We start from the raw sequence: 13,367 nt of genomic DNA on the forward strand, positions 1-13,367 counted from the left end.
ACCGGGCGGCGGCCGCCTCAGGCCGCCCGCACCGATTCCAGGAAGCGCGCGACCTCGCTCTTGAGCCGGTTGCTCTCCTGCGACAGCGACTGCGCGGCCGAATGCACCTGCGCCGAGGCAGCCCCGGTCTCGCCGGAGCCGCGCTGGACGTCGGCGATGTTCGACGAAACCGCGGAAGTACCTTGCGCGGCGTGCTGGATGTTGCGGGAGATCTCCTGCGTGGCGGCGCCCTGTTCCTCCACCGCAGCAGCGATGGTCGACGAGATCTCCGACATCCGCGCGATGGTGTCGCCGATCTCCTTGATCGCGCCGACGGATTCGTCTGTCGCGGACTGGATCGCGCCGATGTGCTGACCGATTTCGCCGGTGGCTTTCGCGGTCTGCTCTGCAAGAGCCTTCACTTCGGTCGCGACCACCGCAAAGCCCTTGCCGGCTTCGCCCGCCCGCGCCGCCTCGATCGTCGCGTTGAGCGCCAGGAGGTTGGTCTGCGCGGCGATGGTGTTGATCAGTTCGACGACGTCGCCGATGCGGGAAGCGGCCTTGGTCAGCTCGGCGACGCGCGCATTGGTGCGCTGGGCCTGCCCGACGGCGACGTCGGCGACGCGCGCCGATTCCTGCACCTGGCGGCTGATCTCGGAGACCGAGGAGGTCAGCTCTTCACTTGCAGACGACACCGACTGCACGTTGGCGGACGCCTCCTCCGAAGCCGCTGCCACGGCGGTGGCGAGGCTGTTGCCGCGCTCGGCGGCGTGGGTCAGCGTATTCGACGACGCTTCGAGCTCGGTGGCCGCCGACGATACCGTCTCGATGATCTCGCCGACCGCGCCTTCGAACGTATCGGCGAGCCGTTGCATGTCGAATTTGCGCTGCTCGCGCCGACGCGCGTCCGCTTCGGCCTGCTCGGCGCGCAGCCGGTCGGCCTCGGCCATGTTGCTCCTGAACACCTCGACGGCACCAGCCATCTCACCGATCTCGTCCTTGCGGCCAACGCCGGGGATTGCGACTGACATGTCGCCCTTCGCCAAACCGGTCATCGCGCGAACCATGGCGATCAGCGCTGTCGAGATCGAGCGGCCGGTGAAGAAGGACACGCTCCCCACCAGCAGGATGGAGCATCCGAGTGCGACCCACATCCAGAGCTTGATCGAGGCCCGCATTGACTCTTCGGCGGCCCGCGCAGCGTCGTATTGCTGACTGACGGTCTTTTCGATCTCGTCGAGGACGGGCTCGATGGTGCGGAACTCCTTGGACATTGCCGAGCCGTGCGCGGTCAGATCCTGCGCGCCGGCTGCCCACGCCACGAAGTCGTCCTGGTATTTGGAGAGCTTCTTGCCGATATCGGCCTTGACGGCCGGCGGGATCGCCGAAGCCTCGACTTGCCCGGAGAATTCCGTCGCCGTCTTCTTCAGGGCGTCGAGATATTTCGGGTCGCGGCGCAACATGAAGTCTTTCTCGTGACGACGCATCGTCAGCATGCCGCTGGTGAGCCTGGGATCGTCGACCTCCTTGAGCTTGGTCTCGATGCCGTGCACCGCCGTGCGCAACGAGCCTGACAGCCCGAGGGTTTCGTTCAATCCAAGCCTGACCTCGGCCTGCTCGACGGCCGCGAATTCGCTCACGTATCTCTCGAATCCGGTGCGGACCAGTGACGCCTTTTCTCCGACCGCCGCGTACCCTGCCGCACGCGCCGCGCTGCCGAGGCGATCAAGATTTCGGGTAATGTCGGAAGCAAGTTCGGCGTGACGCTTCGCATAGGATTGATCGCGGCGGAGCTGGAAATCCTTCTCGGCCCGGCGCGCTTCGAGCAATTGCTGCGAGATCCGCTGGTTCAGATCGGACAGCCGGCGCGCGTCTTCAGCAGCGTCGCGGGACGTGTCCTGAGAGAGGCTGCCAATCTGGTAGATCGTGCCGAAGGCGACGAGCCCAATGAGGCCGAACAGTCCGATCGCCATGACCTTGTGAGTGAGGCGAATGGAAATGCCGCTCATGAAAGTGCTCCAACGATTGAGACGCAATACGCGAAAGGCGACTCAGCGCCCCAAATATTGCGGGCATCATGACTGCGCCGCTTTTCCGGAAGGTTAACCCTGCGCGCATCGGTCGCGGCGTCGAGATACGCGCGCGAGCAACCGCCACGCATTCACGCGTGATGGTTGCAAGCAGGACCTGCCGAAAGACGCCACCGTCAGGCCGCGCGCACGGTGCCGAGAAACTTGCCGACCTCGAGCTTGAGGCGGTTGCTGTCGCCGGACAGCGATTGCGCCGCCGCCAGCACCTGCGAGGACGCCGAGCCGGTCTCGCTCGCGCCGTGCTGCACGTCGGTGATGTTGGACGACACCTGATGGGTGCCCTCCGCCGCCTGCTGCACGTTGCGGGAAATCTCCTGCGTCGCCGCGCCCTGCTCTTCGACGGCAGCCGCGATGGTCGAGGAAATCTCCGACAGTTTCTCGATGGTGTCGCTGATGTCCCTGATGGCGCCGACCGAATGCTCGGTCGCGGTCTGGATGCTGGCGATCTGCTGGCCGATCTCGCCGGTCGCCTTCGCGGTCTGCTCGGCGAGCGCCTTGACCTCGGAGGCGACAACGGCAAAGCCGCGACCCGCCTCGCCGGCGCGCGCGGCCTCGATGGTCGCATTGAGCGCCAGGAGATTGGTCTGGCCGGCGATGGTGTTGATCAGCTCGACCACGTCGCCGATCCGCGCCGCCGCCTTCGACAATTCGCCGACGCGGTCGGTCGTGGTGCGGGCCTGGCTGACCGCTTCGCTTGCGACGCGCGCGGATTCCTGCACCTGGCGGCTGATCTCCGTGATCGACGACGACAGCTCCTCGGTCGCCGACGCCACCGACTGCACGTTGGTGGACGCCTCTTCGGAGGCGGCAGCAACCATGGTGGTGAGCTCCTGTCCGCGCGCCGCAGTCGACGTGAGCGTCGACGCAGACGCTTCCAGTTCAGTCGCGGCCGATGACACGGTGTCGACGATCTCGCCGATCGCCGCCTCGAAGCCATCGGCCAGCTTGGACATCTCGGCCTTGCGTTGCGCGGCTGCAGCCTGATCCTGCCTGATCTTGGCCTCGGCCTCCTCGCGCGCCTTCTGTTCGGACACGATCTTGAACTTCTCGACAGCCGCCGCGACACCACCGACCTCGTCCTTGCGGCCGAGACCGGGCAGCACCACGGAAAAGTCGCCGCCGGCGAGCTTGTCCATGGCCACCGTGAGCGCGCGGATCGGCCGTGCGATGGTCAGGAACGACATCAGCCAGGAGCAGAGGAGGACGAGCGCCGTGAAAACGCCAATGACCATTGCGATATGCTCGCTGGACGCCATCTCCCGCGCGGAGGCCGCAACCTCCTCTTCGCTTCTGTGCCTGGCGACGTCGGCAATCTGATTGGCTGCCTGGTCCATCTCGCCTGCGATCGGCAACGTGACCTCGCGGGCGAGACGCGTCCCCTCATCGACGAGCTTGGCGAGGCGAGCAGCGGCATCCTCGCCCGTGAGAGCCAGGGCGGCACCGCGCACGGATGCGAGCTGCTGAGCTCCCTTGAGATAGTTCGCCGTGAGGACCTTGAGCTTCTCTATCCTCGCGCGGTTTTCCGGCACGTGCGAGAGCGTGAGCATTGCGTCGGCAACCTTCACCAAATGACCGGCGCGTTCGACCAGCGCGTCGCGCGCCTTCTGCAGTTCATCTGAATTATTGGCGAGGCGGATGTCGCGTGCGGCGAGCTGCATGGCGCGCGCCGCGAGCTTGGATTCGACTGCCTCGCGCGCCAGCTCCTGCTGCTCGGACGCCGTCTGGCTGGACCGGCGCACGTTGCCGTTTCCGATCACCTGACCCGCGATCATCGCGAGGACCAGGAGGATGCCGAGCGCCGATGAGATCGCCAGCTTGGTCCCAATCCGCAAATTCTGAACGAGGTTCAACATGGGCTTGCTTCCCCCCTAGGGAATGCGCGGCCGAGTCATTGCCAGCCGCCCTCGGCGTTGACCGCCCTTGTCCGAAAAGTATGCGTTCGCCATTCCAATTTGGTTAACGCGACCTCCGGGCAATTACTGAATCGGTAGGAAAATCCCTTGAATTTCAGCACGGTATGCGCGCTTAACAGGTTAATCACACGCAGTGATAGGAGCCCCGCTCTGCTGCGTTACGCTCTCGCCGACGAGGCTGATGCGAAAGACCGGCTTCTTGTCCTCGTCGAGCAGCTCCATGCACCACTCAGCGTTCGGCTTCAGGCCGCGCGCGATGCCGCCGAGCAGATTGGCGCAGACCTCGGTCATCTCGGTCCAGGCGGCAGTGCGATCCTCGAACTCGTACGGCTGGTCGGCGGCGCCGGAATAGCGACCGGTGCTGATGCGGAAAAAGTACAGCGACATCGTTGAACCCTTTTATCGGGCCGCGCCCCCCGGCCGTCCGCAAACTGGAGCGCGAACAGCTACCAACGCATGAAAGCCGCCGTCCGTATGACTACGGCGCGGCGGCTCGGCGTTCGATGGACGTCTTCAACGACAAAGTGCGCGGAACCGACCGCGCAGCCCTCTCACTGGGTGGAACGGCGCAGCTCCAGCGGGCCCTCGTTCCTGGCGGGCTCCGACTTGATCTCCGACTTCACCGGCTCGAGCCGGCTGCTCTCGACACGCGGCGTCTCGACGCGCGCGGCGACTTCGGTGTTGGTCGCACTGACGGAACCGGTGTGCTCTGTCCTGTGCAGCGAGCGCGGACGCGCCGCAGCGCGCGCCATCAGCATCTGGTTGCCACCCTGGTGATGGAAGTCGCAATAGGCGAAGCCCATCCCCGACACCGAGCCGCGGAAGCTGCGATCGTCGGTCTTTTCCAGGTTGAAACACGGCTCGAACGGAATGCCCTTGATCGAGGCGCAGACGTTCTGGCCACGGATCTGGAGCGTATTGCCGGGCAGGCGGAGATGCTTGACCGGGCCCGCGCCGGAGAACTGCACCGCGCCGGCGGCGCCGAGATCGTCCAGGATGCGGCCCGCGCCGCGGGTGCCGTCGAAACAGGTGAAGGCAAAGACCTTGCCCGCCACGAAGCGACGCGCCTCGTCGGCGTTCATGCTTCCGGCAAGGGCCGGCGCAAACGTTGCTGCCGCCGTGACAGCCCCCAACACAATACGCGCAAGCATGCTCAACTCCGAACCAACCCCCGCAGCGGGCGATGCCTTATCTCTTTACCCGCTGCTTACCATACCAACCATGGCGACATTGAAGCAGCTTGGTTGGTAAAGTCTGAACGCCGTTAGACAATTTTTACCACGATGCGACCGCGGACCTGGCCCGCCAGGATTTTCGCGCCCCACTCCGGCACCTCATCAAGAGGAATTTCGTGAGTGATTTCAGTTAGTTTGGTCCGATCCAGATCTGACGCCAGGCGCTGCCACGCGGCTTTCCGCGGCTCGATCGGGCACATCACGGAATCGATGCCGAGAAGGCACACCCCGCGCAAAATGAAAGGTGCGACAGACGACGGCAGGTCCAGGCCGGCGGCCAAGCCGCAGGCCGCGATCGCCCCGCCGTATTTCGTCATCGACAGCAGATTCGCCAGTGTGGTCGAGCCGACGCTGTCGACGCCACCCGCCCAGCGCTCCCTTGCGATCGGCTTGGCCGGCGCCGACAATTCGTTGCGGTCGATGATCTCGGCTGCTCCCAGCTGCTTCAGATAGTCAGCCTCCGAGGCGCGGCCGGTCGAAGCGATGACGTGGTAGCCGAGCTTGGAGAGCACGGCGATCGCGACCGAGCCGACGCCGCCGGCGGCGCCCGTCACCACCACAGGGCCGCTCTTCGGCGAGAGACCGTGCTTCTCCAGTGCCAGCACCGAGAGCATCGCAGTGAAGCCGGCGGTGCCGATCGCCATGGCATCGCGTGCCGACAGGCCTTGCGGCAAGGCCACCAGCCAGTCGCCCTTCACCCGCGCCTTCTCGGCATAGGCGCCGAGATGGGTCTCGCCCATGCCCCAGCCGGTGCAGACGACCTTGTCGCCGGCTTTCCATTGCGGATGCGAGGATTGCTCGACCGTGCCGGCGAAGTCGATGCCGGCGATCATCGGGAAACGGCGCACCACCGGCGCCTTGCCGGTGAGCGCGAGGCCGTCCTTGTAGTTCAGCGTCGACCATTCCACGCGGACGCTGACGTCGCCGTCCATCAGCTCGGCTTCATCGAACTGCGTCAGCGCGGCGGTGGTGCCCTTGTCCGCCTTGTCGATCCGGATCGCCTTAAATGTGGCCACGACTGAACTCCCTGACTTGTTTGTCGGGGATGTTTAGCCGATCACACAGGCTGCGCAACCGCCCGAACGACAGGTTTCTCCACGATCGGAAGATTGATCAGCGCGGAAAGCACGCCGAACAGGATCGAGAGCCACCAGATCGGCGTATAGGAACCGAAGCGCTCGAAGACGATGCCCCCGAGCCACACGCCGAGGAAGCCGCCGACCTGATGGCTGACGAAGGCAAAGCCATACAGCGTCGCAAGCCAGCGCGTGCCGAACATCAGCGCCACCAGCGCCGAGGTCGGGGGCACCGTGGACAGCCAGGTCAGGCCGGAGACCGCACCGAAAGCGATCGCCGAGAACGGCGTGATGGGGAACGAGATGAAGGCGAGGGTTGCGAGCGCACGCGTGAAGTAGATGGCCGAGAGGATGTAGCGCTTGGGCAGCGAGTTCTGGAGATAGCCGACGCTGAGCGAGCCGATGATGTTGAACAGGCCGATCGCCGCGATCACCCAGCCTCCGGTTTGCGTCGAGATGCCGCGATCGACCAGGAAGGCCGGCAGATGCACGGTGATGAAGGCGAGCTGGAATCCGCAGGTGAAGAAGCCGAGCACCAGCAGCACATAGGAGCGGTGACCGAAGGCTTCGGCGAGCGCCCTGGTGATGGTCTGCTCATCCGCCGGCGTCGCACTGGCCGCAGTTGCAGCCGGCGGCGTCGAGAGCGCCAGTGACAGCGGGATGATCAGCAACATCAGGAAGCCGAACACGGAGAGCGCCTGCTGCCAGCCGAAATTGTCGATCAACGCGACGCCGATCGGCGCGAACAGGAACTGGCCGAACGAGCCCGCCGCCGTGCCGGCGCCGAGCGCGAGGCCGCGCTTCTCGGCGGGCAGCAGCTTGGTGAACGCCGACAGCACCAGATTGAACGAGCAGCCGGCAAGACCAAAACCGACCATGACGCCGGCGCCGATGTTGAGCGACAGCGGCGTCGAGGAATAGCGCATCAGCAGGAGGCCGCCGGCATAGAGCAGCGCGCCGACGCACATCACCCGGAACAGCCCGAAGCGATCGGCGACCGCGCCGGCGATGGGCTGGCCCAGTCCCCACAGCAAGTTCTGAAAGGCGATGGCGAGGCCAAACACGTCGCGGCCCCAGGAGAATTCATGACTCATCGGCTGCACGAAGAAGCCGAGCGCCGAGCGCGGACCGAAGCCGAGCATGCCGATCGCACAGCCGCACAGAATGATGACGGCGGGGGTACGCCAGCTGGAGGAACGTGAGGCCGGAGCGAGTTCGCCCACTGATGTCGACATGGTATTCCCTGTCTGTCATTGGCGGACTCGCAAAGAGGCGCCGCGAACGCCTCATTTAATGCATTTGCATGAAAATCCCAAATCAAAAACGGTTGCATTCCACGAGGGGCTGCCGCGGGAGCATTGCGTTTCAATCTGGCCTCGCCCGACGCGTCGGACGACGATCTGACGAGATTGTGTGCGGCAGGACCTAGCCGTCCTCGGCAGAGCGTGCTATTTCCTATGTACTCATATTGAGCATATATGAGGTTCGATGAAACCCACTCCGGCCCCTCGGCCGGATTACTCAGGCCCTACATATACTCATATTGAGTATAAGTGACATGCGACGGAGGCTTTGATGCCGATCACTGCAATCTACGGTCCAGACGATTTTGCCAACCGGCCGCAGGGCCATCTCGCCTCCTCTCCCCGCTCCGCACCGGCGCCCACAGCGTGCGCGCTGCCGACGCCCTCGCTGGAATGGACGGCGGAGGTCGAACGCACCACCGCCCCGCTCTATGAGCGCGTGAAGCACGTCATCCCTCCGATCGAGTGGCCGTTGATGGCGCCGACGATCAAGGCGATCAATGAGCTGAAGCGCGCGCGGGGCGCGGTGATCCTCGCCCATAACTACCAGGCGCCGGAGATCTTCCACTGCGTCGCCGACATCGGCGGCGACTCGCTCCAGCTCGCGGTCGAAGCCACCAAGGTGGAGGCCAATGTCATCGTCCAGTGCGGCGTGCACTTCATGGCGGAGACCTCGAAACTGCTCAACCCCGACAAGACGGTGCTGATCCCGGATTCGCGGGCCGGCTGCTCGCTGGCCGCCAGCATCACTGGCGCCGACGTGCGCCTGCTCCGCGAAAAGTTTCCGGGCGTGCCTGTCGTCGCCTACGTCAACACCTCCGCAGAGGTGAAGGCCGAGGTCGACATCTGCTGCACCTCGTCGAACGCGGTGCAGGTGGTCGAGAGCCTGAACGCGCCAAGCGTGATCTTCCTGCCCGATCGCTATCTCGCCACTTACGTGGCCTCGAAGACCGACGTGAAGATCATCGCCTGGAAGGGCGCCTGCGAGGTGCACGAGCGCTTCAAGGGCGAAGAGCTGCGCGCCTTTCGCGAGGCCGATCCGTCCGTGCAGATCATCGCGCATCCGGAGTGCCCGCCGGACGTGCTGGCGGAAGCCGACTTCACCGGCTCGACCGCGCACATGATCAATTGGGTGCGCGAAAAGCGGCCGCGGCGGCTGGTGATGATCACGGAATGCTCGATGGCCGACAATGTGCGCGCCGAGCTGCCCGACGTCGAGATGCTGCGCCCCTGCAATCTCTGCCCGCACATGAAGCGCATCACGCTCGCGAACATTTTGGACAGCCTGCTGACGCTCCGCGAGGAGGTGACGATCGATCCCGCCCTGGCGTTGCGTGCAAGGCGCTCGGTCGAGCGGATGATCAATCTGAAGAATTGAGGGCAACACACACCGCGTCACACACGACTGTCGTCCCGGACAAGCGCAGCGAAGCGGAGCGCAGATCCGGGACCCATAACCACAGGAAGATGTGGTTGCGAAGGAAGGCAACACGCAGTTTCGCGCAACAATTTCTGCTGCGGCGTATGGGTCCCCGCCTTCGCGGGGACGACAGTGGAGTGAAAGGAAAGAACTATGACAAACACCAGCCACAACCTCACCCGCACCGACGACATCGTCATCGTCGGCGGCGGCCTTGCCGGACTGTTCTGCGCCCTGAAGCTGGCGCCGCGGCCGGTGACCTTGATCTCGGCCGCGCCGCTCGGACAGGGCGCATCCTCCGCATGGGCGCAAGGCGGCATCGCCGCGGCGGTGGCCGAGGGCGACACGCCGGAAGCCCATGCCGCCGATACCATCGCGGTCGGCGGCGGCCTCGTCGACGAGGTGGTCGCACTTGGGATCGCGCGCCAGGCCGCGCCGCGCATCCACGATCTCTTGAGCTATGGCGTCCCGTTCGATCGCGACCTCGAAGGCAGGCTCGCCGTGGGACGCGAAGCAGCGCATTCTGCGCGGCGCATCGTGCATGTGCGAGGCGATGGTGCCGGTGCCGCGATCATCGCAGCCTTGAGCGAAGCGGTGGGCCGCACGCCCTCGATCCGCCTGGTCGAGGGGTTCGTCGCCGAGGCGCTGCTGGTTGAGGATGGCACCGTCGCCGGTCTTCAATTGCGCGAGGCCGGCAACTTCCAGGCGAAGCCGTTCCTGCTCGCCTCGCGCGCGGTGGTGCTTGCCACCGGCGGCATCGGACATCTCTACGCCGTCACGACCAATCCAATGGAAGCCAGCGGCTCCGGCCTCGCCATCGCCGCGCGTGCCGGTGCCGTAATCGCCGATCCGGAATTCGTGCAGTTCCATCCAACCGCCATCATGGTCGGCCGCGATCCGGCACCGCTCGCCACCGAAGCGTTGCGCGGCGAAGGCGCGACGCTGGTCAATGGCGCCGGTGAACGCTTCATGGTTGCGCGCCACCCGCTCGCGGAGCTCGCGCCGCGCGACATCGTGGCCCGCGGCGTATTCGCCGAGATTGCGGCCGGGCGCGGGGCCTTCCTCGATGCGCGCCAGGCGCTGGGCGCGCGCTTTGCGGACAAATTTCCGACCGTGCATGCGAGCTGCATCGCCGCCGGCATCGATCCGGCCACGCAGATCATCCCGATTGCCCCGGCCGCGCACTATCACATGGGCGGCATCGCGGTGGACGGACGCGGCCGCAGCTCGATCGACGGACTCTGGGCCGGTGGCGAGGTATCGTCGACCGGCGCGCACGGCGCCAACCGGCTCGCCTCGAATTCGCTGCTGGAGGCGGTGGTCTACGCCGCGCGCATCGCCGACGACATCGCCGGCTGCTCGATCCCCGCGCCTGCCCGCCTCCCCGACGCACCGGTCGCGTCGCGCGGCGGCACGCCGGATGCTCTGGCCGGGAAGCGGCTGCGCGCGATGATGAGCGCGCATGTCGGCGTGATCCGCGAGAGCGACGGCCTCTCCGAGGCCGTGCACCACTTCGCTGCGCTCGAACGCGAGGCAACGAGCATCGCGCTGCGCAACATGGCGACGTCTGCCCTGCTCGTTGCCGCCTCGGCGTGGAGCCGCCGCGAGAGCCGCGGCGCGCATTTCCGCTCCGACCATCCGGCTGACGTCCCTGCGCAGGCGCAGCGAACGATGACGACGCTCACGGCGGCGCGCGAGATCGCGGAAAGCCTGAGCTCCCTGCCGCCCGTTGCGCAATCCATGATTGCCTGAAGGAGTTTTCCATGATTACCACCACCTCCCTGCTCTATCCCGACGCCTTCCTCTCGCCGCTTGCGATCGGCGAAGCCGTGCAGCGCGCGCTCGACGAGGACCTCGGCCGCGCCGGCGACATCACCTCGCTGGCGACAATCCCGGAAGCGACCAGGGCGCAAGCCATTCTGGTGGCGCGCCAGTCCGGCGTGATCGCCGGATTGCCGCTGGCACTCGCGACATTGCAAAAACTCTCCTCCGACATCGACGTGCGCGCGCATGTCCGTGATGCCGCACGCGTTGTCCGCGGACAGCAGGTGCTGACGATCTCGGGGCCTGCGCGCGCCATTCTCACAGCGGAGCGGACGGCGCTGAATTTCGTCGGCCGCCTGTCGGGCGTCGCGACGCTCACGGCCGACTATGTCGCCCGCACCGAAGGCACGAAGATGCGCATCTGCTGCACGCGCAAGACCACGCCGGGGCTGCGCGCACTGGAGAAATACGCCGTGCGCTGCGGCGGCGGCTTCAATCACCGCTTCGGCCTCGACGATGCGATCCTGATCAAGGACAACCACATCGCGGTCGCCGGCGGCATCTGTGCGGTGCTGGAGCGCGCCCGCGCCCATGCCGGCCATCTTGTCAAGATCGAGATCGAGGTCGATACGCTGGCGCAGTTGCGCGAGGTGCTCGATACCGGACTTGCCGACGCCGTGCTGCTCGACAACATGGACCTTGCGACATTGCGCGAGGCCGTGCGGATCAACGAGGGTCGTCTCCAGCTGGAGGCGTCCGGCGGCGTCACGCTGGACTCGATCGCGGCCATCGCGGCAACCGGCGTCGACTACGCTTCGGCGGGCGCGCTGACGCATTCGGCGCCGAACTTTGATTGCGCGCTGGATATTGAGATGTGAGATCACCGCTCTGAGCCCAGGGCTGGCTGCACCTCTCCCGCTTGCGGGGGAGGTCGGCGCGAAGCGCCGGGTGGGGGCTCTCTCCACACGGGGGGTCTCGCCTGCGGAAACACCCCCTCCCCAGCCCTCCCCCGCAAGCGGGAGAGGGAGCATACCTTCACTGCGGCAACGATTGATTGCCTCAGCGCCGCTCGCTCACGCCCATCTCGGCAGAGCTCTTGGCTTCCTGCGCGAGCTCGGCTGACAGCGCGGCGGTCTGGGCCGGGGTGCCCCAACTCGGTTCCTCGCTTCCGTCGCCCCAGGCGCGCGGGCGATAGAAGGTGTGCACGCCGGTCTTGTACATCTTCTTCATCTCGGCGACCCAGGACGGGCGCACCCAGTAGGCGTGATAATGCGTGGACTTGCCCACCTCGGGCAACCAGATCTGGCCGTCGAGCATCGCCTTCGCGATCTTCTTGGCGCGCTCCCACATCTCGGGCTCGCGGATCACGTCGGCGTTGTTGTCGCAGGCGAAGGTGAACTGGCAGGCGAGATGGCGGTGCTTGTTCTGATAGACCGCTCCGCACACGGTGTCGGGATATTTGCCCGAGAACACGCGGTTCATCACCACCTGCGCCACAGCCATCTGGCCGCGAACGGCCTCGCCGCGCGACTCGAAATAGACGGCTTCCGCAAGGCACTTCTCGGACTTCGCGCGCGACTTGTCGTCAAGCGCGAGACGCTCCGCCGGCGATCTGGCGCGCTGGTTGTCGGCGTTGACCTCACCCTTCGGCGCGACGCTCTCGCCGCTCTCGATATCCTTGGCGATGTCCACCGTCGGCGGCGATAGCGAGGCCGTCACCTTCATGTCGGGATCGGGCATCACGATCAGCGGCTCGGCGCCGGGCTGCCAGCTCTCGATGCTTTCGAGATTGCCGCCGAGCGAGGAACTGCCGAAGAACAGGTTGGAGGTCTTGACGCTGAAGGGATCCCGCACCGGCGTCGTCGGCGCAGTGGTCCGCTTAAGCGCCTCGAGCGGCTGCACCGCGAACGCGCGCGCGGCGTCGCTGGCCCGCGGTGGATTGGAATATTGCGGCAGCGGCGGCGCGCGGAGCGCTTCCTGGAGTTCGGGATCGAGGGCGGCCGCGGATTCCGGCGACATCGCCTGCGGCAGCGCCGCGGTCTTGGCGCCGAACACCGAGCTGTTCGACGTCGCGGGATCCTGCTGCGGCGGTGCCGCAGCGGGCGCGGCCGCCTCGGGAGCCTCGGTCGGCGCAACGGTCGCGAGGCGATCACCCTTCATGGAGCGATCGACCTTGGGAAAGTCGGAAGCCTGGTAGCGCGGCGCAGCCTGCAGCGCCGGATTGCGGCTGATCGCGCCGGTGACGTCGCGGCCATCGAGGCTCGCCAGGCGAACCATCGCGCTTTGCGGAACCGAGGTGCCGATGGGGCGGGAAAAACTGTAGGTGGCGAGCTGGATCGAGGACGCCGCGGAGAACACCTGCTTCTGCCAACGCTCGGCGACGCCGGGTTGGCGCGCCAGCAGAGAGGCAATATCCTGATAGCCGGTCTCTCTCGGCATCAATGCGAAGATGCAGAGACCGATGCCGAAGGACGCGAACCGCGCGCCCTTCGGATGGTTACGCAACACAGACATCGATACGCTCACGCTACGCTTACGCCAGAAAAATCGAAACGCAGTACATCCGTGCAATTCGATCTTTATCGT

At 65.9% G+C, this 13,367-nt stretch carries 10 protein-coding genes; 3 read left to right on the forward strand and 7 right to left on the reverse strand.

The window, feature by feature from the left end:
• Window positions 1–17 precede the first annotated feature (17 nt).
• The 6 genes from XI04_RS30220 to XI04_RS30245 form a co-directional block, all read right to left on the reverse strand.
• The gene (locus tag XI04_RS30220) at window positions 18–1,988 is read right to left on the reverse strand and encodes a methyl-accepting chemotaxis protein (protein WP_028141642.1); all 1,971 of its coding nucleotides are present in this window, start codon (window positions 1,986–1,988) and stop codon (window positions 18–20) included.
• A gap of 197 nt (window positions 1,989–2,185) precedes the next feature.
• Window positions 2,186–3,922, reverse strand: a complete 1,737-nt coding sequence (locus XI04_RS30225; RefSeq protein WP_271608950.1) for a methyl-accepting chemotaxis protein — start codon at window positions 3,920–3,922, stop codon at window positions 2,186–2,188.
• A 180-nt stretch (window positions 3,923–4,102) separates the two neighbouring features.
• Window positions 4,103–4,369 carry a DUF6894 family protein gene (locus tag XI04_RS30230; RefSeq protein WP_028141644.1) on the reverse strand — a complete coding sequence of 89 codons (267 nt, stop codon included), beginning with the start codon at window positions 4,367–4,369 and terminating at the stop codon, window positions 4,103–4,105.
• Between the two features lie 164 nt (window positions 4,370–4,533).
• Entirely contained in the window at window positions 4,534–5,133 is a 600-nt protein-coding gene (locus tag XI04_RS30235) for a hypothetical protein (RefSeq protein ID WP_028141645.1), read from the reverse strand.
• A gap of 113 nt (window positions 5,134–5,246) precedes the next feature.
• Window positions 5,247–6,233 carry an acrylyl-CoA reductase (NADPH) gene (gene acuI, locus XI04_RS30240; protein ID WP_028141646.1) on the reverse strand — a complete coding sequence of 329 codons (987 nt, stop codon included), beginning with the start codon at window positions 6,231–6,233 and terminating at the stop codon, window positions 5,247–5,249.
• A 41-nt stretch (window positions 6,234–6,274) separates the two neighbouring features.
• Entirely contained in the window at window positions 6,275–7,528 is a 1,254-nt protein-coding gene (locus XI04_RS30245; protein ID WP_028141647.1) for an MFS transporter, read from the reverse strand.
• Window positions 7,529–7,868: 340 nt separating this feature from the next.
• Here XI04_RS30245 and nadA point away from each other — a divergent pair, with 340 nt between their 5' ends.
• From nadA to nadC, 3 genes are all read left to right on the forward strand, one after another.
• Window positions 7,869–8,975, forward strand: a complete 1,107-nt coding sequence (nadA, locus tag XI04_RS30250) for a quinolinate synthase NadA (RefSeq protein ID WP_028141648.1) — start codon at window positions 7,869–7,871, stop codon at window positions 8,973–8,975.
• A gap of 195 nt (window positions 8,976–9,170) precedes the next feature.
• On the forward strand, window positions 9,171–10,769 hold the full coding sequence (locus XI04_RS30255; RefSeq protein WP_097668750.1) for an L-aspartate oxidase: 1,599 nt from the start codon (window positions 9,171–9,173) through the stop codon (window positions 10,767–10,769).
• A gap of 11 nt (window positions 10,770–10,780) precedes the next feature.
• The gene (nadC, locus tag XI04_RS30260) at window positions 10,781–11,659 is read left to right on the forward strand and encodes a carboxylating nicotinate-nucleotide diphosphorylase (protein ID WP_028141650.1); all 879 of its coding nucleotides are present in this window, start codon (window positions 10,781–10,783) and stop codon (window positions 11,657–11,659) included.
• Window positions 11,660–11,840: 181 nt separating this feature from the next.
• Here nadC and XI04_RS30265 read toward each other — a convergent pair whose 3' ends face one another.
• The gene (locus XI04_RS30265) at window positions 11,841–13,295 is read right to left on the reverse strand and encodes a cell wall hydrolase (protein ID WP_028141651.1); all 1,455 of its coding nucleotides are present in this window, start codon (window positions 13,293–13,295) and stop codon (window positions 11,841–11,843) included.
• Between the last annotated feature and the right edge of the window lie 72 nt (window positions 13,296–13,367).

Origin of the sequence: Bradyrhizobium sp. CCBAU 11430 (genome assembly GCF_028128855.1) — a bacterium.
Lineage (GTDB): Bacteria > Pseudomonadota > Alphaproteobacteria > Rhizobiales > Xanthobacteraceae > Bradyrhizobium > Bradyrhizobium ottawaense.

What these genes read in the sequence shown, in the direction of transcription:
- XI04_RS30245 (WP_028141647.1), bottom strand. Translation starts at nt 7,528, where the DNA reads ATGTCGACATCAGTGGGCGAACTCGCTCCGGCCTCACGTTCCTCCAGC.
- nadC (WP_028141650.1), top strand. Translation starts at nt 10,781, where the DNA reads ATGATTACCACCACCTCCCTGCTCTATCCCGACGCCTTCCTCTCGCCG.
- nadA (WP_028141648.1), top strand. Translation starts at nt 7,869, where the DNA reads ATGCCGATCACTGCAATCTACGGTCCAGACGATTTTGCCAACCGGCCG.
- XI04_RS30255 (WP_097668750.1), top strand. Translation starts at nt 9,171, where the DNA reads ATGACAAACACCAGCCACAACCTCACCCGCACCGACGACATCGTCATC.
- XI04_RS30235 (WP_028141645.1), bottom strand. Translation starts at nt 5,133, where the DNA reads ATGCTTGCGCGTATTGTGTTGGGGGCTGTCACGGCGGCAGCAACGTTT.
- XI04_RS30265 (WP_028141651.1), bottom strand. Translation starts at nt 13,295, where the DNA reads ATGTCTGTGTTGCGTAACCATCCGAAGGGCGCGCGGTTCGCGTCCTTC.
- XI04_RS30225 (WP_271608950.1), bottom strand. Translation starts at nt 3,922, where the DNA reads ATGTTGAACCTCGTTCAGAATTTGCGGATTGGGACCAAGCTGGCGATC.
- XI04_RS30220 (WP_028141642.1), bottom strand. Translation starts at nt 1,988, where the DNA reads ATGAGCGGCATTTCCATTCGCCTCACTCACAAGGTCATGGCGATCGGA.
- XI04_RS30230 (WP_028141644.1), bottom strand. Translation starts at nt 4,369, where the DNA reads ATGTCGCTGTACTTTTTCCGCATCAGCACCGGTCGCTATTCCGGCGCC.